This window comes from Ruegeria sp. YKSD179, from assembly GCF_059612885.1.
In genome coordinates, this window is sequence record NZ_JBXWRL010000035.1 from 21,899 (window position 1) to 43,189 (window position 21,291).

The window sequence follows — 21,291 nt, forward strand, 5'->3', positions numbered from 1 at the left end:
CGCCGCGATTGGATATAGCGACGGCAGCAGGGGGCTTAAAGCCCTTTTGAACAATGAAGTTGATATGCCAGGTTTTCGTAGAAAAGAGATGGAATGCGATCAAAATGCAGAATGTTGCGCTGAGGCGAAAGATTATTGCGCATTAGCAGGGCGCTGTTATAAGAACTGGTAAATTTCAGGAGTCATTGATGGTTACGACGCGGCTGGATGAGATCGATCGAAAAATTCTGGCTGAACTGCAGTCCGACGGTCGAATGACTAATGTCGAGCTTGCAAAACGTGTCGGTATTTCCGCACCTCCATGCCTGCGGCGCGTGCGCACGTTGGAAGACGCAGGGTATATACGTGGTTATCACGCTGAGGTTGATGCCCGCGAATTGGGTTTTGAAGTTCAGGTTTTTGCTATGGTTGGACTGGAGAGCCAGGCTGAAACCGAACTGAGCACTTTTGAAGAACGATGCCGCGAATGGCCGCTGGTTCGGGAATGTCATATGTTGAATGGCGAAGTGGACTTTATCCTGAAATGCGTAGCGCCAGATTTAAGCAGCTTTCAACAGTTTCTAACGGGTGAATTGTTGACGACACCCAATGTGGCCAGCGTAAAAACGTCACTTGTTATCCGAGGCGCAAAAGACGAGCCAGGCGTGCCATTTGACGTCTTGGAAGAACGGATGAACCGGACCGCCTGACCGTGTTTTTTGTTTGGTCAGCTTTGCAGGGCGGCAGCAATGAAACCACAGTCAAATAGATCACCCAACTAAATAAAATCTGCATCATGCCCCCGCACTGGCATTAACGATCAATGCATTACGCGGTTATTGCATCAATTTCACCGTCTCCGGCGCGCGGCACCAGCAACGGCCCGAAATCACTCAACGAATCTATGTGGTGAAATAAGTTGAGATAAATGGAGCGCAAGGAATGACTGATCGTTCGAACGGCATTTGAGCCAGGGTGATAGGTTTCAAACTGCAGTCCGTCGACGCGGATCACAGAGTGTCTTCGCAAGCAGATGTGAAACAGTTCGACAGGCGTCGGCGGGAGGGTCTGGATTACACCCATTCCGTCCTGAAACTCGCTTACTGGGGTAAGCATCGGCTGACCGCCATTCAAATGCCGCAGATGTGGCGGTGTGCTCAATAGTCGAGCAGCCGGGCCAGCGATAACGCCAGACATCGGCTTTTGCATCCCAAAGGTGTCCGCCATGATTCGCGTCAGAGGCCTAGTTCGGCCGCGTGAGTCTTCGCGCCCCGGAATCAGCGTAACGGAGCCTTTCCACAACACCGTTTCAGATGATCCACCATGAGTCAGAACTGAATCGCCGGGCAACAGATCTTCGATGGCCATAGGCCCTTGTTGCGTTTCCACTAAGGAACCGCGCGTGAAGGCACAGAATGCATCTTCGAACATTGGCAATGCGGGTGCAATGTGGCGTGTTTGCGAAAAGTCCCCGTTTTCCAGTAACGCACTGACTTCATAGCGCCGCAGTTGCGGTTTTTGCTTTGCCCCTGGCTGAGGTGCTTCGCGCAGCAGAGGCGATGTCTCGACGGCGTTTCTCGCCGCGCGGGCCAGTGAATTTGGAATAGCCATTTATTCCGTCCCCTCTTGTACTTCCGTGCAGGCGGGCTGAACCCCTCGCATACCCGCCAGACGGTCTTGTTCATTGCCTTCGATCAACAGGGCAGCCGCAGAACGGATTTCACAGTGAAACCGAACCGCAAAAAGAAACACTTTGTTTTGGCCAATTTAATGACCCCCCAGACAAACTCTTTAACTGCAGGCTTTGACCACCTGCGCGCACATGCTCCGAAAAAAAACGACGCAAACCCATCTGCGACGTCGCACACCAGACCGGAGCACAGTTTGGCGTGCGTTTTGCCCATTGGAACTGGCAGCTTAGTTCCGAAGGGGCCCGCATCAGAGCCGACCTGCCAAGCGGCGCGCAACTCTGGCGGAATGGCTTGAAACCCGCTTCCATGGCATTTCCGGTTCGTGCGCCATTACGGCCGCAACAACGGCGGTCAGAAAGCGTGATTTTGGCTTCATTTTCTTGTCCTGCTCTGCATCGGGCTAGCGCCCTTGTTTCCGTTACAACACTAAATCTGACGCGGGTTTGCGGCAGGGATAAGGCTGATCCGGGATGAATTGAGGACAAATTGAAGGTTTCGTGTACCTCTTTGTTAACCTGACGGGTACTCTCAGACCAAAATCCAAGGTAACACCCTGACCACTTGTGAAAAATTGAAACGATTCTGAGTCAGGTAAACACAATAATTGTGGCGGAAAAGTGGCGGAGTTGCCATATTTACGCCCGAAATTAAAGTCTTATCGCCGCAATCAAGCGCCCATAGTCTGCCTCTTTGGCGTGGGTGGCGCGTCGATAGGAAAAAAACTTTTCCGGGTCAGAATATGTGCAATGCCGCGTCCATTCAGACTGTCCCACGCCAGCTTCGCGAAGTCTGTGCAGGCCAAAGGCAGGTAGGTCAAAATGCAGTCTGTCGCCCTGTCCATTGGCAAAAAATCTGGCATTGTCGTGCGATGCCATCAAAAACTCGTCCATAAATTCAGGGCCAACTTCGTAAGCCCGCTGCGAAATTGTAGGACCAATAACGGCTGAAGTATTACTCCGTCTGGCGCCGAGCGTTTCCATCGCGTCCAGTGTCGCTTCCAAAACGCCGTCCAGTGCCCCACGCCAGCCTGCATGCGCGGCACCAATAACTTTTGCATCTGGATCAGAGAATAAAACTGGTTGGCAATCTGCGGTGAGGACGGTCAGGGCGAGACCAGGTGTGGAAGTAACAAGGGCATCCGCCTTGGGTTTACTTCCTTCGATCGGCGAATCCACAGTTAGCACAGCGGGGGAATGCACCTGATGTACCCCAACCAACGCATCCGGCCCAACCTCCATTGCCTCAGCGACACGTCGGCGATTCAATGCCACGGCTTCAGTCAGATCTGATGAACCAAAACCACAATTCAATCCGGCAAAGATCCCGGAAGACGCGCCGCCGCGCCTGCTGAAGAACCCGTGTTTGACAGGCGATAGCAATTCCGAGGTGAGAATTTCCAAGGTCATGGCTCCAATCCCGGTGGCAGCGCTGCAGATGGCGGATAAATACCAAGCACCTTGAACAGGTTTCCCATTTCATTGGGATGCGTCAACCGTCGATGTGCCAAGATATGCGCTTCGAGCGCCTGGCCTTGAAGTGACGAGGCCAAGTTCTGTGCCCGCGCAGTTATCCCCAAGCGCTCCAAATACACGCCTTGCGGGGTGAGGCGCGAAAAACTGCATCCTGCCGATTGGGCTGAGCGCGCTATGGCTTCGAAATCTACATGAGCCGTCAAATCTGCCTTTCCCGGCTCTTCAAGTGGATCGGAATGTTTGTGGTCCCGAAGGGCCTGAAAGGTGTCGCCCAATGCCCGCCAATCACCGTAATCGACGATCAGGGCCATGCCGCCACAGGTCGCAATCCGTTCCGCAGCCGAGGATATGATTGGAACTGCCGCTGCACAACATTCGACCAGATCACCGTCATTAGTGTCAGTGAGTCGGTCCTTGAGCAAAGTTTGAGCGGCCCGCGTCCCAAGGCCAAAATTTAAGGATTTTCCGTCCGACCCAACCAACCGTTCGCGCCATCCATCGCCATCCCTTAAGAACTGGCGAATCGGTAGTGCGTCGAAAAATTCGTTTGCGATAAGGAATAGCGGAAGTGCGGGCAAATCTGAGATTGAGGAGATCCACTTTGGCGAGTAATCCCGCAACGTTTCACGCTGAATTTCTCGCAGGGTCGGTGATGCTTCGAGCAAAAAGATTTCAGCGGCATCGTGAAATCCGGGCACTTGTCGCGTCGCACGGAGAATATCCGCCATCAACGTTCCGCGCCCAGGTCCCAATTCGGCAAGGCAAATTTGTGCGGGCCGGCCCTGATCCACCCAACATTGCGCGATGCATAGCCCGATCAATTCTCCGAACATCTGACTTATTTCGGGTGCGGTTGTGAAATCACCCCGCGAACCCAGTGGATCGCGGTTGGTATAGTACCCATGTTTTGGGTGTAACAAGCATTCCGTCATATAGTCGGCCACGGTGAGCGGACCGTTTTGCTGAATTCGCGCGATAAGAATATCTTTTAAGCTCATGCGTTTCGCCGGGCGCGTAAGGCAAACCAAACGCCCAGTGCAATCATTGGGAGTGACAAAATCTGCCCCATTGTCAGTCCGTATCCGCCAATATGAAAAGCCAATCCTAGTGGGTTTCCTGCCGAAACGAATTGCACATCAGGTTGGCGAAAGAATTCGACGATGAATCTCGAAATGCCATACCCCGCTAAAAAGACGCCCATGACAAACCCGGGAGTGCGAAAACAATCGCGACGATAAACCAGCCACAAAAGCAACCCACCCAAAAGCAACCCTTCCAATATCGCCTCATACAGTTGCGAGGGATGCCGTGCGCATACGCCAGCAATAACTCCGGGACAGTCCTGCGCAGCAGCGCCGGGAAAAATAACAGCCCAAGGCAACTCAGATGGTCGGCCCCATAGTTCGGCATTGATAAAATTTGCCAATCGTCCAAGAAACAGCCCGGGCGGAACCGTATACGCGACTAAATCGGCTAATGATAAAATTGCTATGTCATGTCTTCGCGCGAAAACATATGTCGCGATCACGACACCCAAGAGCCCGCCATGAAACGCCATACCACCTTGCCAGACCATCAAAATCTCTAGCGGATGCGAAAGGTAATATCCGGGTTGGTAGAACAGAACAAATCCCAAACGCCCACCCAGAATCACGCCCAGGATGATCCACGTAATGAAATCTTCCAGCTGTTCGGGCTTGATGGGCGGTGTATCTGCGGGCCAAAGAGTAGGCCGACGAAGCGCCCCAGCAGCCATGCGCCATGCGATCAGAATGCCCGCAATATAAGCCAGCGCGTACCATCTGAGTGCAAGTTCCATCCCGAAAATCGAAATCGAAAAAAGTTCGGGGGATAATTCGGGGAAGTCTATTACAGCCTGCATGTGCGTCTCATTGCCCGGGGTGCACGGGTCAAGTCAACCTTGAGCCTGCGCGATACATTGCCCATATAGGAATTGAGTACGCTATCGGAGTACAGACATGCAGACCCGTAACAAAATTTTGGACGACATGTCCCAACTTATGACCAACGCTATGGGTGTTGCCCAGGGCGCCCGGGAAGAAGCCGAGAATGCGATGAAATCGATGATAGATCGTTGGTTGGCTGATCGTGATTTCGTGACACGCGAAGAATTTGATGCTGTTCGCGCCATGGCCCAAAAAGCACGCGAAGAAAATGCAGCGTTAGAAGCGCGTCTTGCGGAAATTGAGGCGCAACTGAACAAGTAGCGTGCAGGCTACTGTCGACTTCAGAAAAAAATGGCAAAGATGTACACCGCGCGGCCCATACGTGGGATCTTGCGGTGCGGTGTATCTTGACGCATCGCGGCAATTAATCAAGGCAAAGCTACAATCTTTGCCAATATTTTGATCGGCGTTGCCTACTATCCACAACTTATTGCACATTTCCCCAAAAATGGGGGTTGCCACAGACTCTGCCACATCGCACCATATTTAGTACAGGCCCAAGGGGGAAGCCCGGCTTGTAGAGCAGGCAACTAGCGCTGGGGCGCTGCCAGCCCCCAACTGCTAGAGATTAGTGAGGTGGCATAATGGCCCTTTCCGAGCAGTATCTCGAAGAAGATCTTCATCCAATCGACATTGTTGAACATCTTGCCGAACATCACGACTGGGATTTCGACCGGATCGGTGATGATCAAATTGCCATGGCAGTGGAGGGGCAGTGGCGAACTTATTCAATTACACTGGCTTGGTCCAACTATGACGAAACGCTGCGTATGGTCTGTTCGTTCGAGATGGAACCGCCAACAGACCGTGAGGCTGAACTGTATGAACTGCTCAATAAGATGAATGACCAGTGCTGGGCCGGAGCATTCACATACTGGGCTAATCAGAAACTGATGGTTTATCGCTATGGTCTCGTTTTGGCTGGTGGCCAGGCAGCCAGCCCAGAGCAGATTGACACGATGATAAACGCTGCAGTTCTGAGCGCAGAGCGTTATTATCCTGCGATCCAACTGGTTACTTGGGGCAATCGAACCCCGGAAGAAGCGATGCAAGTCGCCATTGCAGAGGCCTACGGCCGCGCGTAAAGCTTTGCCCCGAACTGCATCGCATGGGAGGGGCAAGGATGGATGTGTCGCATGTTGCTGAACGGGGACTCGTGCTTCTGGGATGCGGCAAGATGGGATCGGCGATGTTGGCGGGCTGGCTGGATCACGGTCTGCCCGCAAGGTCGGTTTGGGTGATTGATCCATTCCCCTCGGATTGGTTGAAATCGCAAGGTGTAAGAATCAATGCCGCTCTACCTGAAGCACCTGCCGTAGTTTTGGTTGCGGTCAAACCACAGATGATGGGCGAGGCTCTACCAACCATCAAGGCGTTGGGCGGCGGTGAAACTCTGTTCATATCCGTTGCGGCCGGTTCTTCGATCGACACATTTGAGCAGATATTAGGTGGCGAAACACCAATCGTTCGTGCGATGCCCAATACCCCGGCCGCCATCCGACGGGGAATAACGGCGCTGGTCGGAAATTCAAAAACCTCTGACACAGACATGGCGTTGGCGGAAAACCTTCTGTCAGCCATTGGCGAAACTGTTCGTTTGGAAGATGAGCATCAGATGGACGCTGTCACTGGCCTCAGCGGTTCGGGGCCAGCCTATGTCTTTCACCTGATCGAAACTCTCGCCGCAGCGGGTGAGGCTCAGGGTCTGTCGCCTGATCTGGCGATGAGGTTGGCTAAGTCAACGGTTGCGGGTGCCGGGGCTTTGGCGATGGCGGCCGAAGAAGACCCGGCACAACTACGCAAAAATGTAACCTCGCCAAACGGTACTACCCAAGCAGCTTTGGAGGTTTTGATGCACACAGAAGAAGGTTTCCCCAACCTTTTGCACCGAGCAGTTCAGGCGGCGACAGAACGTTCGAAGGAGCTGTCGCGTGAGTAAGATATCGTTCGATGACTTTCTCAAGGTCGATATCCGTGTCGGCAAGGTGGTTCGTGCGGAACCTTATCCAGAGGCACGTAAACCCGCGATCAAGATGTGGATAGACTTTGGTGACGAGATCGGCGAGCGCAAGACATCCGCTCAGGTAACGGCTCATTATGATCCTTCGGGTTTGGTCGGAAAACAGGTTATGGCCGTCGTCAACTTTCCGCCGCGCCAGATCGGGCGGTTCATGTCCGATGTGTTAGTTCTGGGATTGCCGGATAAAGACGGAGAGGTTGTGCTGATCAGTCCAGATCAACCAGTACCGCTTGGTGGCAGGATGCATTAGTTGCTGTGCGATATGGGTTAGGCTGCCCCTATACCGCACTAGGGCAAAGTAACCGAAAGAATGCGCACAACAATGGTGCACGTGGCACTGGACAATATCTCAACAATCGCCGTAGGTCGCCGCTTGCCAAATCCTGTCTAGCCTTCGACTGCTTCTCGCCAATGCTTGCGGCATAATGAAACATAAGTTTCATTTCCGCCAATTTGTACCTGTGCACCTTCGGTTATCGCATTGCCGTTCTCGTCCTGACGGATGACCATGGTAGCCTTGCGTCCGCACTTGCAGATTGTACGTACTTCTCGCATTTCATCGGCTAACGCCAAAAGGGATGCCGATCCAGGAAACAGCTTTCCCTGGAAATCGACACGCAAACCGTAAGCCAGCACAGGTACGTTCAGATCATCTACTGCGCGGGCCAGTTGCCACACCTGATCTTCGGTCAGAAACTGCGCCTCATCCACAAAAACACATGCCACAGAACCCGCGTTCAAGCGGTTTTGAATCATGTTGAAAACATCATCATCTTCTCGGAAGGTGTCCGCTTGTTCCGAGATCCCAATTCGCGATGCTATGCGCCCCGAACCCGCGCGTCCGTCGATTTTTGCGGTCAGTAGGTATGTCTCCATACCCCGTTCGCGATAATTATGGGATGCTTGCAATAATACGGTCGATTTTCCCGCGTTCATCGTTGAATAGTTAAAATACAACTTTGCCATGGCGCGGGTCTAATTCGCCCGGACGTGCGGGGCAAGACAACAATTAGCGTACAATACGCGACGCCGCCATTGCAGTTGCCGGGGTTGAGCATGAGCTCTTGGGGATGGATACCCCCGCTTCCACAACAGCGCCGCCGCAGGCCAACATTTGGCCAGAACGTAGCAAGGCGAAAATCCAGCCCCACCATTACTCTTTACCGGCTCGAACGGCCGCCACTCACTCACAAAATCCCTGCATATCTGAGGGATGCTTGAATTATGGCATTTCATTTGTGAGACAAATATGGGAAATTTGCCCACCCTTTCCCCGACACGGACAGAATTGGGGCGGTTGCGTAGGAAGCAAAGGTAGCACACATGGCAGATATCGGGGCCTATTTGAAAAAGCACACCGAGGCATTGGTGAAAGATGTCGGCATCGAAGCCGCGTGCGAAATTACCGGCAAGTCCAAGGCAACACTTGGGCGATATTACTCGGACAATGCGGAACACACTGATCGGTTTATGCCGGTAGATGCGGTGGCGAGGCTTGAAACTGTTGCGACCTATCCGCATGTGACGTCGGCGTTGGCGGACCTTCAAAACATTACTTTGTCCTACGACTGCCGAAATTCGGATACTCCGCGCACCGGAGGTGTGAATGCGGACGTTATCGCTTTAAGCCAACGATTTGCGATGTTGATGACGGAATATCACGCCGCAATCGAAGACGGCATAATAACGATGAACGAGGCAAAGCGTCTGCTAAAGGAAACCAGTCTTTTACAACAAGTACTGATCGAGATGAAGCTACATTTGGAAGAGGAAAGCGTCAGCTAATCGACCAGCTTTTACCCTATCACTTTCTATGTAGTTCAGCGACTGCGTCGGTCTTCTCAAGCGTGCCGTTTGACCAATACAGAGCCGACTGAATACCCCGCGCCAAATGAGCAGATCAGTCCAACGTCTCCTTCTTCCAGGTCATCCGAATATTTGGAAAACGCGATAATAGACCCTGCAGATGACGTATTCGCATAATCCTGCAGTATATTTGGTTGCTCACCGGGTTCGGGTTCGCGCCCCAGTACCTTTTTCCCAATGAAATCATTCATGGTTTTGTTTGCTTGATGCAGCCATAGGCGTTTTAGATCTCTGCTGGTTATCGATTCTTCTTCCATATGACTGGAAATATGCTTGCTTACCAGCGGCAGTACTTCCTTAAATACTTTGCGACCGTTCTGCATGAATTGCATATCGCGCCTGTCGACCAGGCCGTCGGGGCGCGAGCGGCGAAGGAAACCATTGTTGTTTCGGATGTTGTTTGAAAATTGGGTCGCGCAACGGGTCGAAACTATTTCGAAATGCGGTCCCTTCGCGTCTTCCATGCGTTCAATCAGAGTTGCTGTTGCAACGTCGCCAAATATGAAATGGCAATCTCGGTCCCGCCATTCCAAATGGCCTGAACATATCTCGGGATTGACAACAAGCGTTGATCTGACCGAACCCGAACGTACCATATCGGCAGCTGCCTGTATTCCGAAGGTAGCGGACGAACAGGCGACATTCATGTCAAACCCAAAGCCATTTGTTCCCAGTGCTTGTTGGATTTCGATTGCAATTGCAGGGTAGGCGCGTTCGTGGTTCGATGCCGCGCAAATCACCAAATCCACCTCTTGCGCCGAACGCCCGGCTTTTTGCAGGGCCTTGTTGCAGGCGTCGACAGCCATTTCGGTCATTATCCCGGGCTCTTCGTCCGATCGCTGCCTCAAGGTCGGATGCATGATTTCGGGATTCAGAACGCCGGATTTGTCCATAACATAGCGGTTCTCAATTCCCGAGGCCTTTACGATAAACTCCTCGGACGAATGTTGTATCGGTTCCACCTCACCGGCGTCGATGGCTTTAGCGTTTTCCGCGTTCTTCCTGTCGGCGAAAGAATTGAACGCTTCGACAAGCTCGGCATTTGTTATGACGTTTTTGGGCGTAAAGACTCCGGTACCGGTGATGGCGGGCGTATACATGGCGCGTCCTGAATGTTTCGGATCTGCACAAAATGCAATCACACATGAGTTTGATCAAGAGATGTTGACCCTAGGGAACTTGAATAGATCTTTAACTTCACATATTGAATGGTTCAAAAAATGAAGTAAATCGCTTTGGAAGCGTGGAGTCTCCGTATGACAGACGACATTAGTTCCCGACTGGCGCGCCTTAGTCCTGAAATTCAGGCAATGATGGGTGTGTATGCTCTGTACTGGAAACTGGAAGAGAGTTTTGACCAAATCGAAACCGATCTGAGTCATCAGGAATGCCACATGTTGATTAAATTGGATGAACCGAAGCGCATGGGAGTTCTTGCCGCAGATATGTTGACCGTCCCGTCTACAATCACCGCTACCGCGGATGCTTTGGAAGCATCGGGCTATCTTTCACGTCAGCGTGACCCCGAAGACAGGAGGGCTTGGCTACTGGTGTTGACGGAGCAGGGCAACCATGCCCGCAGCATGCTTGAAACAGCGGCGGGAGAGGTCTTTCACCGCGCCTCTGGCTTGAATAACACGGAAACAGCCGAGTTCGCGCGCTTGGCGCGAAAAATCCGAGATAACATTATAGAAACTGGAATTCCCGAAGGATTGAAGAAATGAAATTGCTGATTTTTCTGAGCATTTTTCTGTCCACTGCCACCACACCTGTTTTCGCCGATCAAACAACGAAACCTGTCAAACTGATGCAGGTCCGTGAAACCACGCCGGGTTTCTCGCGTCAATTCTTTGGACGAGTCGCCGCACGGCAAACTGTAGATTTGGCTTTCCAGGTCGGCGGTCAAATAGTCGATATGCCGATAACCGAGGGATTCGTCATCCCGAAGGACGGGTTAATTGCGCGTTTGGATCAGGAGCCATTCGAATTAAGACTGAACCGGGCAAGACTGCAAAAGGATCAAGCTGATCGAACCGTTGCGCGTCTGTCGCGTTTGCGTGGCACAGCCGCCAGTCAAGTTGCCGTGGACGACGCGGAGACAGCGGCGCAATTGGCGGCTATTGCTGTTCGGGACGCCGAATATGAACTGGAACACGCCACACTTACCTCACCTTTTGACGCGTTAGTGTCCAGCCGGGCAGTTGAAGCGTTCACAACAGTTTCAGCAGGCACGCCAATTGTGCGAATTCACGATATGTCGGAGTTGCGGATTGAAGTGGATGTGCCCGAGATTCTTTTCCAGCGCACGGGTCAGCAGGATGACATCGAAATCACGGCAAAGTTTCCTGTCAGTGACGAGATATTTCCACTGGAGATTCGCGAATTCGATGCCGAGACTTCCAGCGTGGGACAGACATTTCGCATTCAGTTTGGCCTAACACCACCAGAAGGCCTGCAAATCTTGCCTGGCTCGTCCGTGACTGTCACTGCAAAGGTGCAAGATAACCGCACTGGCATTGTTGCTCCGGCAACTGCAATAATTGCCGATGCAAAAGGTGACTTGGGCGTGATGGTGTTTTCTCCTGTCGGCGCAGATGAGGGAACAGTGAGCCGTGTTTCCGTAAAGATCGAGCCAACGCAAACAGGTGATGTGCGCGTTCTGGAGGGGCTCTCGGATGGTGACGAAATTGTTGTTGCGGGTGGAAGCTCATTGGATGACGGTCAAACCGTCCGCCGCTTCACTGGCCTTTCCAACTAAGGTTCTGATCAATGAATATCGCTCGTTCTTCAATTGATCGGCCTATTTACACGTGGCTGATTATTCTTATCGCCTTATTTGGGGGCATCTGGGGATTTTTTTCGCTGGGGCGATTGGAAGACCCGGCCTTTACCATCAAGAATGCGGTCATCATTACAGAATACCCGGGTGCGACGGCCGAACAGGTCGCCTTGGAAGTCTCGGAGCCTTTGGAATCCGCCATTCAGCAGATGGGCGAGGTGGACACCATTACGTCCGTAAATCAACCTGGCCGTTCAATCATTGAGGTAGAAGTCAAGTCCACCTACGACGGAGACCAGCTCCCCGATATTTGGACCCGTTTACGAGCCAAAATACGGGACGCGGCACGTGCATTGCCGTCCGGCGTTGGCGCGCCTTTCGTCAATGATGGGTTCGGCGATGTCTTTGGGTTGTTCTACGCTGTGACTGCCGAGGGTTTTTCGGATTCTGAAAAGCATGAGTTGGCAACGTTTTTGCGACGGGAATTGCTAAGCGTCGAAGGCGTTGCCGATGTCGAAGTTCAAGGCCTGCCGGAAGAAGCCATCTTCATCGAACCCAACCTGGCAATAACCGTGAACCAGAATGTACCGCTACAGGCTATAACTGACGCGATAACAAATGCAGATTCGGTAAACTCCTCGGGTTCCTTGCGGTCGGACAGTGACCGAACAACAATTCTGACAGCGGAAGGATCGGACAGCGTTTCGGCCATTGCTGGGTTGTCTGTTGGATCACAGGGTCAGGTCATCAACCTTTTTGACACAGCCGACGTCTACCGTGCTCGGCAAAGCGACCCCGAGGTTATTATCCGATACGATGGGGTCGAAGCGTTTACGCTCGGTATCGCTGGTTTGGCGACCGAAAACATCGTTGAAGTGGGCAAACGCGCAGATGCCAAGTTCGCGGATCTTGATGCTGATATTCCATATGGCGTTGAAATTCTTCCCATATATCAGCAGCATGTCGTGGTAGAACAGGCTTCGAACGATTTTCTCGTGAACCTAGCCATGTCAGTGACCATCGTAGTCGCTGTTTTGGGCATTTTTATGGGATGGCGGGCAGCTGTTGTTGTTGGCGCAACCTTGCTGCTGACCGTTGTCGGAACGCTGTTGTTCATGTCCCTGTTTTCGATCGAGATGGAACGGATCTCGCTGGGTGCGTTGATTATTGCCATGGGAATGCTGGTGGATAACGCCATTGTGGTGGCCGAAGGGATGCAGATCGCAATGTTGCGTGGTAAACCCTCGCGCGACGCTGCCGAAGATGTCGCGTCGAAAACGCAAATACCTCTGCTTGGTGCCACTGTGATTGGCATAATGGCATTTGCCGGTATCGGCCTAAGCCCGGATGCGACCGGAGAGTTCCTGTTTTCGCTATTTGCTGTAATCGGCATCTCGCTGCTGCTTAGTTGGATTTTGGCGATTACTGTGACCCCGATGCTGGGACACTATTTCTTTAAACAGGGCAAAGAGGGCGAGATCGATGCATATGGAGGAATTTTGTTCCGCGTCTACGGGACGATCCTGCGCTGGGCCCTGAGATTTAAGTGGCTGGTTGTTGCGGGTCTCATCGGGATTACGGTCGCATGCTACGCTGGCTTCGGACTGATGAAGCAACAGTTTTTCCCCGATTCAAATACACCGTTGTTTTTTGTGCACTACAAACTGCCCCAAGGTACGCCAATTGCACGTACTGCGCAGGACATGGCCGTTTTCGAGAACTGGCTTAGCGAACGGGAGGATGTCGTATCGGTCACAACTTTTGTGGGTCAGGGGGCAACGCGTTTCATGCTCACTTACTCGGCAGAAAAGCCGAACCCAAGCTATGGTCATATGGTCATTAGAACAGCGAGCCTTGACGATATCCCAGGTTTGCAGGCGGATTTAGCGGCATTTGGGGCTTCGCAATTCCCAGAAGGCGAGTTCCGCACAAGACGGTTGGTTTTCGGGCCGGGCGGTGGCGATCCGATTCAAGCGCGCTTTTCAGGCAGTGATCCGGTTGTTCTTCGTCAGCTTGCGGAAGAGGCTGTTCAAGTCATGTCTCAGGCTTCGCCGAATGCATTGCATGTGCATCATGATTGGCGTGAAAAAGAATTGGCAGTGCAGCCGATATACGCCACCGAACGGGCGCAGACGGCTGGCGTCGCGCGTGAGGATATTGCAGCGACCCTACAGTTCTCGACAGACGGGATAACGGGTGGAGTTCTACGCGAGCGCGACCGACAGATTCCGATTATTCTGCGTAGGTCGGCAGATGGAGACTATTCCATTGTCGATCAGGTTGTTTATTCAGATCAGTCCGAGCGTTTTTTGCCTATCGAGCAAATGGTAGACGGGTTCGAATACAGATCATTAGATACGCTGGTGCATCGTCGCGACAGGGTTCTGACCATTACCGTTGGCGCAGACATTCCGCCTGACATGACTGCAGCTCAGGTCCATTCAGAAGTCCGAGCAGCAGTCGAAGCAATTGAACTTCCTTTAGGTTACGACATGGAGTGGGGCGGCGAGTATGAAAATTCAGGTGACGCTCAACAAAGCCTGGGTCGGCAATTGCCGTTGAGCCTGTTGATCATGGTTCTGATATCGGTCCTTTTGTTCAATGCAATCCGGCAGCCGATCATCATATGGTTGCTTGTGCCAATGTCCGTCAATGGAGTCGTGATCGGCCTGCTGGGAACTGGACTGCCCTTCACATTCACGGCGCTTTTGGGGTTGCTAAGCCTTTCGGGTATGTTGATCAAAAATGGCATCGTGCTGGTCGAGGAAATTGATTTGGTTCGTGCTACGGGTGAGCCTCTTCGCAAAGCTATCATCGAGGCGTCCGTGTCACGTCTTAGGCCTGTTATGCTGGCGGCTATAACCACGATTTTGGGTATGGCCCCACTTCTGACCGACGCATTTTTCGTCTCGATGGCAGTTACGATCATGGGCGGGTTGGCCTTTGCTACGATCCTCACAATGGTCGCAGCACCGGTTTTTTACTCAATTTTCTTCTCTCGCGAAGAGAAACGAGAGTTTGCTTCTGTTTGACCAAGCGAGGGCGGTAGGTTCAGCCGCCTTCATCCATCTCTGAGTCATAGTGAAAATAAAAGCATGACAGCTTGTTGCCGTCCGGATCGCGAAGGTAAGCGACGTAGAAGTCGGGCTTGTAGCGGTTTCTAATACCCGGGACGCCTTCATTCATTCCGCCGTTGTTAATACCAGCCGCATGAAATTGTCGAACCTGATCCGCGCTTTTGGCCGGAAAGGCAATCATCGTCCCGTTACCTACGCTGGCCGGCTTGGCATCAAATGGTTGGCATATCCAAAACCCGGTTCCTTGGCCCGCATTTTTTCCCCAGCCAGCCCAACCACTTGACCAGCCGGGAAGGCGCGGTTGCTCAAGGACGGAAAATATCGCGTCGTAAAACCGAATGGCGCGACTAAGGTCGTTCGTTCCGTATGTCGTGAATAAATTCATAGGACACCTGCACGGACTGACTGGTCAACGATGCAGTAGGTTACCAGATTCTCAAAGAAAAGAGACCCCGGTAACTACCGGGGTCCTACTAGTCTTTTGTTGAAATCATGCGTTAGCCCTGTAGGGATTTTACCCCTACATCGCCCTCTGTTTGCGCCTTTATGGCCATTGCAACCGCATGGCTGGCGGCAGCAGTGGTGTAATATGGAATTTTGTCGAACAAAGCGATCGATCGGATGGCTTTGCTGTCCTCAACCGCCTGCGCACCTTCGGTAGTGTTCATCACCAGTTGCACCTGGCCGTCTTTCATCATGTCTACGATGTCAGGACGGCCTTCGTACACTTTGTTCACGGCCTCACAGTCTACACCATGTCCTGACAGCCATGACTGCGTGCCCCGTGTCGCAACAAGCGTGAATCCCTGCGCGGCCAGAAGTTGCGCGGCCTCAAGCATCATCGGCGTCTTGTCCGCGTCCTTGATCGAAATGAACGCTCGACCGGACGAAGGCAATACCATCCCGGCGCCCATCTGAGCCTTGAGAAAGGCGCGGGGGAAATCGCGGTCCCAACCCATGACTTCACCCGTTGAGCGCATTTCAGGGCCGAGAAGTGTATCGACCCCGGGGAAGCGGGCAAAAGGAAGAACTGCTTCCTTTACTGAGAACCAAGGCATGTCTGGGTCGGCCAGCGTCATCTGGTCTGCGATCTCGGTGTCCTTGCCTTCTTGATAGGCCGGGCGCAGCGGGAAGTTCGAAAGCTTCTCGCCCGCCATTATGCGCGCGGCAATCGAAGCAATCGCGCTGTCCGTTGCCTTGGCGACAAATGGCACTGTACGTGAGGCGCGCGGGTTTACCTCGATAAGATAAATCTCATCTTCTTTGATCGCGAATTGGACGTTCATTAGGCCCACGACGTTCAGGGCTTTGGCCAGCTTGAATGTCTGGTTCTTGATTTCTTCGATGATTTCATTGGTAAGTGAATATGGAGGCAGAGAACAGGCGGAGTCCCCCGAGTGAATTCCGGCCTCTTCAATATGTTGCATTATGCCGGCGACATGTACTTCCGTTCCATCGCAAAGCGCATCCACGTCCAACTCAACTGCACCAGACAGGTAACTATCCAGCAATACCGGACTGTCTCCTGAAACGACTACGGCTTCGTTAATGTATCGCTTCAGCTGGTCCATATCGCGAACAATTTCCATTGCACGTCCGCCCAATACATAGGACGGGCGGATTACCAATGGAAATCCGATTTCTTCTGCGATTTCCAACGCTTCGGAATCGGTTGAGGCGATACCGTTCTTTGGCTGCTTCAAGTTCAATTCATTGACCAAGGCTTGAAAACGTTCGCGATCTTCGGCCAGGTCGATAGCATCAGGAGTCGTTCCGAGTATCGGAATGCCTTCCGCCTCAAGCGCGTTGGCGAGTTTCAACGGAGTCTGACCGCCAAACTGAACTATTACACCGTGCAATGTGCCGTTCTCCTGTTCCTTGGTCAGAATTTCCATAACGTGTTCAAACGTCAGCGGTTCAAAATACAGCCTGTCCGAAGTATCGTAGTCTGTACTGACTGTTTCGGGGTTACAGTTCACCATTATGGTTTCGTACCCTGCATCGGTCAGCGCGAAACATGCATGGCAACAGCAATAATCAAACTCGATACCCTGACCTATGCGGTTGGGGCCACCGCCAAGTATGACAACCTTTTTACGGTCGCTTGGCCGGGCTTCGCATTCAACCTCACCCATCATAGGGGCTTCGTAAGTCGAATACATGTATGGCGTCTGTGCCTCAAATTCGGCCGCGCAAGTGTCAATGCGTTTGAATACGGCTGTCACACCCAGGTTGCGGCGGGCACGACGAACGTTGTCCTCCGAGCGACCCGTTAGATTGCCCAGTCGCGCATCTGTGAAGCCCAACATTTTTAGCTTGCGGATACCCTCTTCGGTGACGGGTAGGCCGTCTGTGCGTATGGTTCGTTCGGCTTCGATAATTTCGCGAATGCGCGCCAAAAACCAAGGGTCGAATTTTGTCACGCCAAAGATCTCGTCATCGGTCAGGCCGTGCCGCATAGCTTGGGCGATGGTCCTAAGACGATCCGGCGTCTGCAGGCTGATTGCCTTCATGACTGCAGCTTTGTCGTCGGCTTCGTCCCATGACCCTACAGTCAGTCCGGGGATTTCGATCTCATCAAAACCTGTCAGTCCTGACTCCATCGATGCCAGCGCCTTTTGCAAGGACTCATGGATGGTGCGGCCAATGGACATTGCCTCGCCAACCGACTTCATCGCGGTGGTCAGATATGGCTTGGAACCCGGGAACTTTTCAAAGGCAAATTTCGGAATCTTGCTGACCACATAGTCAATGGTCGGCTCGAACGAGGCTGGCGTAACTTTTGTGATATCGTTGTCCAACTCGTCCAACGTATAACCCACGGCCAGTTTCGCTGCGACTTTGGCTATCGGAAATCCGGTCGCCTTGGAAGCAAGCGCAGAAGAACGTGACACGCGCGGGTTCATTTCGATAACAACCATCCGGCCGTCGTCTGGGTTGATCGCCCATTGTACGTTTGAACCACCTGTTTCGACACCAATCTCACGCAACACAGCAATCGAACCGTTCCGCATGATCTGATATTCTTTATCCGTCAAAGTTAGCGCTGGAGCGACTGTGATTGAGTCACCCGTGTGCACGCCCATCGGATCGACGTTTTCAATGGAGCAAACGATAATGGCATTGTCGGCAGTGTCGCGCACCACTTCCATTTCGAATTCTTTCCACCCCAAAAGACTTTCGTCGACCAAAATTTGGTTCACCGGTGACGCGTCCATGCCTGATCGGCAGAAGTGAATGAAGTCTTCGCGGTTATAGGCAACTCCGCCACCTGTGCCGCCCAAAGTAAAGGCGGGGCGTATAATTGCGGGCAGACCGATTTCTTCCAATTCGCCCAAAGCGATTTGAACACCTGCATCCAGATCTGCATTACCGTCTTCCTTGCGCGGCGCGGTAACAATTGTAGCTTTTGGATTCTCCAGGCCCAGACGATCCATTGCCTCTCGGAAGAGTTTGCGATCTTCGGCCATTTCAATGGCGTCGCGTTTAGCTCCGATCATCTCGACACCGAACTTGTCCAATACCCCCATCTCTTCCAAGGCAAGCGATGTGTTCAGGCCGGTTTGTCCGCCCATCGTGGGCAGTAGGGCATCGGGGCGCTCTTTCTCGATGATCTTGGCGACGACATCAGGCGTGATCGGTTCAATATAGGTCGCGTCTGCCAAACCGGGGTCGGTCATGATCGTGGCCGGGTTCGAGTTCACCAGAATGACACGATAGCCTTCTTCACGCAGCGCCTTGCAAGCCTGTGCACCGGAATAGTCGAATTCGCAGGCTTGGCCGATGACAATGGGGCCCGCCCCAATGATCATAATCGATTGGATATCGGTTCTCTTCGGCATGGCGTGGCCCCTTCGCTTTTGCACGAGTCGCGGACGCTGCCCAAGCGCCCAAATTGTCCTGCGTTATAGGGACCGGGCCAAAAGGTTCAAGAGGGATCGGAAACAGTGGCGAATTTGCCGCTTTCACCCCTTTCACTTGCTGCCTTTTTCTCTATATCGCGCATCACGGCAAATGGGGTCGCAATTGCAAATTCGTTTTGATCAGGGACCGGCTGGGCGAGGAACCCGTTTTCAGCGCCCCACCGACATTATCCGTGCGGATCAAGCCGCCGAAGTACCCGATGCTATGGCGGCGCTGGATAAGGCGCGCGCGAGTGGCGCTTGGCTGGCTGGATACGCCAGTTACGAACTGGGATATGCTTTGGAACCGCGCCTGACAAACCTAATTCCTGACGGAAGGCGCCTACCGCTGTTGTGTTTTGGCGTCTATGCTGATCCTGATCAATCTCCGTTGCCCAAGGTCGCCGGCGGGGTGTTGGACTTCAATCCACGTTGGGATGAAGCAACTTATTCCGAAGCCTTTCGAGCAGTTCATGACGCCATCGGGGCCGGAGAAATCTATCAAGCTAACCTGACTTTTCCTATAGACATAACTTTTGATGGAGACATCGGGAATTTGTTTGCTGCGTTGGCAGCAGGACAGCCAGTGGGACATGGTGCGCGGGTTGAGCAGGATGGGTTACCGGATTTGCTAAGCCGGTCGCCTGAGTTGTTCTTTCGCACTGACGCAGAGGGGCAAATAGAAACTCGCCCCATGAAGGGTACGCAACCTCGCGGCGATAACGTTGTCGAGGACGCCCAAAGGCGCGCCTTTTTAAGTGCAGACGAAAAAAACCGGGCTGAAAACCTTATGATCGTCGACCTCTTAAGAAATGATATCAGCCGTGTTGCACTTGCCGGATCTGTTAAGGTGCCAGAACTGTTCAAAGTCGAAACATATGCAACTGTCCATCAGATGGTGTCTTTGGTGCAGGCGCAGTTGCAAATGGGCATTGGTTTGTCTGAAATCCTGACAGCTCTGTTTCCCTGCGGTTCAATCACTGGGGCACCAAAAATCCGAGCTATGGAAGTTCTGTCTTCAGTCGAACCTTGGCCGCGTGACATTTATTGCGGCACCATTGGTTGGGCCGCTCCGGATGGGCGGTCCGAATTTAACGTGGCGATCCGTACACTGATGGTTGAAGACAACCAGGCAACCTTGAATGTAGGAGGAGGTGTAGTTTGGGGCAGCACTGCCCCGTCCGAATATGAGGAGGCGTTATGGAAAGCCCGCTTTGCCCGCCAGCTGAGCCTGATTTCCGCCTGATCGAAACGCTGGCCTTTCGGCCAAAAGAGGGGTTCATTCGACGGGACCGCCATCTTGCGCGCATGTCACGATCTGCGGCTACGCTTAGAATACCTTTCGACAAAGTTTCAGCGGTTGAAGCATTGAGTAAGGCAGAAGGGGAAAATGCACTGCGCTGTCGCCTTACGCTAGATACGAAAGGCAATTTTCATTTAACGACCGGAGCATTGGCAGGGAATCCATGTTTCTGGCAGCAGGCGATTTCAAAAGAAAGGTTGAACGCATCCGACTTTTGGCTTCGCCACAAGACCACTAGGCGTCATATCTATGACGCTGCCCGCGCATCATTGCCATCAGGCGTGGACGAAATGCTCTTTCTTAACGAACGGGGCGAGCTATGCGAAGGTACGATCAGTAACTTGTTTCTAGAAACGCCTGACGGTTGCCTGCTTACCCCGACGGATGCAAGCGGCGTGTTGCCTGGAATCCTTCGTGAGGAACTCATCGATACAGGTCAGGCCAGACCCGCAACGTTGAGATTGAGTGATTTGCAGAAGGCGAAAAATGTCTATGCGGGCAATTCCCTACGGGGGCTAATCCGGGCGGAGCTTGTTACAACGTGAAAAAGCACGAAAACTGGGCAGTAACTGAACCAAGCCGTAATAGGCTCAAGCTGGAGTTCGGCCTATTTTTTGTTGCGATCCCTGTAATTATCGCTGTGTTCTTTCCGCCTGACTGGATGTTTCCATCGCTTTTTTCGTTCACCGCACTAGGCATTGTCCTGTTGCACTTTACTCAGGGATTTTACTGGGCAGAGCTTAGGTACAACTGGCGAAATTGGTCGTGGAAGGAGTTGCTGGTCTTTTCAGTTTTTATGACCGCGATCTGTACATCCATGGTTATGTTGACCCGACCGGAAGCTGCATTTTTCCTTCTAATCAACAGGCCAGAGCTGCTGGCGTTTATCTGGGCTGGCTATCCTATTGCCTCTGCCTTGCCACAAGAGTTGTTGTTCCGGTCCCTGTTTTACCGACGTTATCATGCGATCCTTCCGCAAGGGCGAAAGGTTTACCTTCTCAACGCCGCGCTTTTTTCGCTTGCCCATCTTATGTACTGGAGCTGGATTGTCGCCGTTATGACGTTTGGCGGTGGCCTGCTTTTTTCTTGGGCATACCGCAAGCGTGGTTCTTTTTTCTACGCGGTTTTACTCCACGCGATTGCCGGAAACATAATCTTCGCTGTCGGGTTGGGCGTCTATTTCTATTCGGGCAATGTGAACAGGCCGTTCTGACGGTGCGACCTGCCTTGACTTT

The 21,291-nt window shown here is 52.6% G+C and carries 21 protein-coding genes; 12 read left to right on the forward strand and 9 right to left on the reverse strand.

The window, feature by feature from the left end:
• Window positions 1-188: 188 nt before the first annotated feature.
• Window positions 189-689 (forward strand): Lrp/AsnC family transcriptional regulator, encoded by a 501-nt coding sequence (locus AC2FNE_RS16070; protein ID WP_170607258.1) that lies wholly within the window; start codon window positions 189-191, stop codon window positions 687-689.
• Between the two features lie 118 nt (window positions 690-807).
• On the opposite strand, the gene AC2FNE_RS16075 is transcribed toward AC2FNE_RS16070, so the two are convergent.
• The 5 genes from AC2FNE_RS16075 to lgt form a co-directional block, all read right to left on the reverse strand.
• Window positions 808-1,590 carry a Hint domain-containing protein gene (locus AC2FNE_RS16075; RefSeq protein ID WP_170607256.1) on the reverse strand — a complete coding sequence of 261 codons (783 nt, stop codon included), beginning with the start codon at window positions 1,588-1,590 and terminating at the stop codon, window positions 808-810.
• A gap of 327 nt (window positions 1,591-1,917) precedes the next feature.
• Complete coding sequence (locus AC2FNE_RS16080) at window positions 1,918-2,046, reverse strand: hypothetical protein (RefSeq protein WP_302477842.1); 129 nt, start codon at window positions 2,044-2,046, stop codon at window positions 1,918-1,920.
• A 271-nt stretch (window positions 2,047-2,317) separates the two neighbouring features.
• Window positions 2,318-3,076 (reverse strand): peptidoglycan editing factor PgeF, encoded by a 759-nt coding sequence (pgeF, locus tag AC2FNE_RS16085; RefSeq protein WP_170607254.1) that lies wholly within the window; start codon window positions 3,074-3,076, stop codon window positions 2,318-2,320.
• Complete coding sequence (locus AC2FNE_RS16090; protein ID WP_496805794.1) at window positions 3,073-4,140, reverse strand: class I SAM-dependent methyltransferase; 1,068 nt, start codon at window positions 4,138-4,140, stop codon at window positions 3,073-3,075. The genes pgeF and AC2FNE_RS16090 overlap by 4 nt, the downstream gene beginning before the upstream one ends.
• Window positions 4,137-5,024 (reverse strand): prolipoprotein diacylglyceryl transferase, encoded by an 888-nt coding sequence (lgt, locus tag AC2FNE_RS16095; protein ID WP_170607250.1) that lies wholly within the window; start codon window positions 5,022-5,024, stop codon window positions 4,137-4,139. The genes AC2FNE_RS16090 and lgt overlap by 4 nt, the downstream gene beginning before the upstream one ends.
• Before the next feature lie 97 nt (window positions 5,025-5,121).
• Here lgt and AC2FNE_RS16100 point away from each other — a divergent pair, with 97 nt between their 5' ends.
• The 4 genes from AC2FNE_RS16100 (at window position 5,122) to AC2FNE_RS16115 (ending at window position 7,379) form a co-directional block, all read left to right on the forward strand.
• The gene (locus tag AC2FNE_RS16100) at window positions 5,122-5,370 is read left to right on the forward strand and encodes an accessory factor UbiK family protein (RefSeq protein ID WP_170478459.1); all 249 of its coding nucleotides are present in this window, start codon (window positions 5,122-5,124) and stop codon (window positions 5,368-5,370) included.
• A gap of 323 nt (window positions 5,371-5,693) precedes the next feature.
• On the forward strand, window positions 5,694-6,194 hold the full coding sequence (locus tag AC2FNE_RS16105) for a type III secretion system chaperone family protein (RefSeq protein WP_170478462.1): 501 nt from the start codon (window positions 5,694-5,696) through the stop codon (window positions 6,192-6,194).
• Window positions 6,195-6,232: 38 nt separating this feature from the next.
• On the forward strand, window positions 6,233-7,048 hold the full coding sequence (proC, locus tag AC2FNE_RS16110; protein WP_170607249.1) for a pyrroline-5-carboxylate reductase: 816 nt from the start codon (window positions 6,233-6,235) through the stop codon (window positions 7,046-7,048).
• The gene (locus AC2FNE_RS16115; RefSeq protein WP_170478467.1) at window positions 7,041-7,379 is read left to right on the forward strand and encodes a tRNA-binding protein; all 339 of its coding nucleotides are present in this window, start codon (window positions 7,041-7,043) and stop codon (window positions 7,377-7,379) included. The genes proC and AC2FNE_RS16115 overlap by 8 nt, the downstream gene beginning before the upstream one ends.
• 137 nt (window positions 7,380-7,516) lie before the next feature.
• Here AC2FNE_RS16115 and AC2FNE_RS16120 read toward each other — a convergent pair whose 3' ends face one another.
• On the reverse strand, window positions 7,517-8,095 hold the full coding sequence (locus AC2FNE_RS16120; protein WP_170607248.1) for a thymidine kinase: 579 nt from the start codon (window positions 8,093-8,095) through the stop codon (window positions 7,517-7,519).
• A gap of 357 nt (window positions 8,096-8,452) precedes the next feature.
• Between AC2FNE_RS16120 and AC2FNE_RS16125 the strand changes: the two genes are divergently transcribed.
• Complete coding sequence (locus tag AC2FNE_RS16125) at window positions 8,453-8,914, forward strand: hypothetical protein (RefSeq protein ID WP_170478472.1); 462 nt, start codon at window positions 8,453-8,455, stop codon at window positions 8,912-8,914.
• A gap of 56 nt (window positions 8,915-8,970) precedes the next feature.
• Here AC2FNE_RS16125 and AC2FNE_RS16130 read toward each other — a convergent pair whose 3' ends face one another.
• Window positions 8,971-10,095: a beta-ketoacyl-ACP synthase III gene (locus AC2FNE_RS16130; protein WP_170607246.1), complete on the reverse strand. Its 1,125-nt coding sequence runs from the start codon at window positions 10,093-10,095 to the stop codon at window positions 8,971-8,973.
• A gap of 156 nt (window positions 10,096-10,251) precedes the next feature.
• Here AC2FNE_RS16130 and AC2FNE_RS16135 point away from each other — a divergent pair, with 156 nt between their 5' ends.
• From AC2FNE_RS16135 to AC2FNE_RS16145, 3 genes are read left to right on the forward strand one after another with little or no spacing between them, the layout of a single operon-like run.
• Complete coding sequence (locus AC2FNE_RS16135; protein WP_170607244.1) at window positions 10,252-10,719, forward strand: MarR family winged helix-turn-helix transcriptional regulator; 468 nt, start codon at window positions 10,252-10,254, stop codon at window positions 10,717-10,719.
• Window positions 10,716-11,753, forward strand: a complete 1,038-nt coding sequence (locus AC2FNE_RS16140; protein ID WP_170607242.1) for an efflux RND transporter periplasmic adaptor subunit — start codon at window positions 10,716-10,718, stop codon at window positions 11,751-11,753. Before AC2FNE_RS16135 ends, AC2FNE_RS16140 begins: the two co-directional genes overlap by 4 nt.
• An 11-nt stretch (window positions 11,754-11,764) precedes the next feature.
• Complete coding sequence (locus tag AC2FNE_RS16145; protein WP_170607240.1) at window positions 11,765-14,806, forward strand: efflux RND transporter permease subunit; 3,042 nt, start codon at window positions 11,765-11,767, stop codon at window positions 14,804-14,806.
• Window positions 14,807-14,825: 19 nt separating this feature from the next.
• On the opposite strand, the gene AC2FNE_RS16150 is transcribed toward AC2FNE_RS16145, so the two are convergent.
• Together AC2FNE_RS16150 and carB are read right to left on the reverse strand one after the other, a co-directional pair.
• Window positions 14,826-15,236: a VOC family protein gene (locus AC2FNE_RS16150; RefSeq protein WP_170607238.1), complete on the reverse strand. Its 411-nt coding sequence runs from the start codon at window positions 15,234-15,236 to the stop codon at window positions 14,826-14,828.
• Window positions 15,237-15,348: 112 nt separating this feature from the next.
• A complete protein-coding gene (gene carB / locus AC2FNE_RS16155) occupies window positions 15,349-18,693 on the reverse strand; it encodes a carbamoyl-phosphate synthase large subunit (protein ID WP_496805795.1) in 3,345 nt (1,114 codons plus the stop codon).
• A 184-nt stretch (window positions 18,694-18,877) separates the two neighbouring features.
• Here carB and AC2FNE_RS16160 point away from each other — a divergent pair, with 184 nt between their 5' ends.
• From AC2FNE_RS16160 to AC2FNE_RS16170, 3 genes are read left to right on the forward strand one after another with little or no spacing between them, the layout of a single operon-like run.
• Window positions 18,878-19,999, forward strand: coding sequence for an aminodeoxychorismate synthase component I (locus AC2FNE_RS16160; RefSeq protein ID WP_496805796.1), 1,122 nt, complete (start codon window positions 18,878-18,880; stop codon window positions 19,997-19,999).
• Window positions 19,954-20,601, forward strand: coding sequence for an aminotransferase class IV family protein (locus AC2FNE_RS16165; protein ID WP_170607232.1), 648 nt, complete (start codon window positions 19,954-19,956; stop codon window positions 20,599-20,601). Before AC2FNE_RS16160 ends, AC2FNE_RS16165 begins: the two co-directional genes overlap by 46 nt.
• Window positions 20,598-21,269 carry a CPBP family intramembrane glutamic endopeptidase gene (locus tag AC2FNE_RS16170; RefSeq protein WP_496805797.1) on the forward strand — a complete coding sequence of 224 codons (672 nt, stop codon included), beginning with the start codon at window positions 20,598-20,600 and terminating at the stop codon, window positions 21,267-21,269. The genes AC2FNE_RS16165 and AC2FNE_RS16170 overlap by 4 nt, the downstream gene beginning before the upstream one ends.
• The last annotated feature ends 22 nt before the right edge of the window (window positions 21,270-21,291 follow it).

Excerpts from the sequence above, each read along its gene's own strand:
- AC2FNE_RS16070 (WP_170607258.1), top strand. The coding sequence starts at position 189 with ATGGTTACGACGCGGCTGGATGAGATCGATCGAAAAATTCTGGCTGAA.
- AC2FNE_RS16075 (WP_170607256.1), bottom strand. The coding sequence starts at position 1,590 with ATGGCTATTCCAAATTCACTGGCCCGCGCGGCGAGAAACGCCGTCGAG.
- AC2FNE_RS16080 (WP_302477842.1), bottom strand. The coding sequence starts at position 2,046 with ATGAAGCCAAAATCACGCTTTCTGACCGCCGTTGTTGCGGCCGTAATG.
- pgeF (WP_170607254.1), bottom strand. The coding sequence starts at position 3,076 with ATGACCTTGGAAATTCTCACCTCGGAATTGCTATCGCCTGTCAAACAC.
- AC2FNE_RS16090 (WP_496805794.1), bottom strand. The coding sequence starts at position 4,140 with ATGAGCTTAAAAGATATTCTTATCGCGCGAATTCAGCAAAACGGTCCG.
- lgt (WP_170607250.1), bottom strand. The coding sequence starts at position 5,024 with ATGCAGGCTGTAATAGACTTCCCCGAATTATCCCCCGAACTTTTTTCG.
- AC2FNE_RS16100 (WP_170478459.1), top strand. The coding sequence starts at position 5,122 with ATGCAGACCCGTAACAAAATTTTGGACGACATGTCCCAACTTATGACC.
- AC2FNE_RS16105 (WP_170478462.1), top strand. The coding sequence starts at position 5,694 with ATGGCCCTTTCCGAGCAGTATCTCGAAGAAGATCTTCATCCAATCGAC.
- proC (WP_170607249.1), top strand. The coding sequence starts at position 6,233 with ATGGATGTGTCGCATGTTGCTGAACGGGGACTCGTGCTTCTGGGATGC.
- AC2FNE_RS16120 (WP_170607248.1), bottom strand. The coding sequence starts at position 8,095 with ATGGCAAAGTTGTATTTTAACTATTCAACGATGAACGCGGGAAAATCG.
- AC2FNE_RS16125 (WP_170478472.1), top strand. The coding sequence starts at position 8,453 with ATGGCAGATATCGGGGCCTATTTGAAAAAGCACACCGAGGCATTGGTG.
- AC2FNE_RS16130 (WP_170607246.1), bottom strand. The coding sequence starts at position 10,095 with ATGTATACGCCCGCCATCACCGGTACCGGAGTCTTTACGCCCAAAAAC.
- AC2FNE_RS16135 (WP_170607244.1), top strand. The coding sequence starts at position 10,252 with ATGACAGACGACATTAGTTCCCGACTGGCGCGCCTTAGTCCTGAAATT.
- AC2FNE_RS16140 (WP_170607242.1), top strand. The coding sequence starts at position 10,716 with ATGAAATTGCTGATTTTTCTGAGCATTTTTCTGTCCACTGCCACCACA.
- AC2FNE_RS16145 (WP_170607240.1), top strand. The coding sequence starts at position 11,765 with ATGAATATCGCTCGTTCTTCAATTGATCGGCCTATTTACACGTGGCTG.
- AC2FNE_RS16150 (WP_170607238.1), bottom strand. The coding sequence starts at position 15,236 with ATGAATTTATTCACGACATACGGAACGAACGACCTTAGTCGCGCCATT.
- carB (WP_496805795.1), bottom strand. The coding sequence starts at position 18,693 with ATGCCGAAGAGAACCGATATCCAATCGATTATGATCATTGGGGCGGGC.
- AC2FNE_RS16165 (WP_170607232.1), top strand. The coding sequence starts at position 19,954 with ATGGAAAGCCCGCTTTGCCCGCCAGCTGAGCCTGATTTCCGCCTGATC.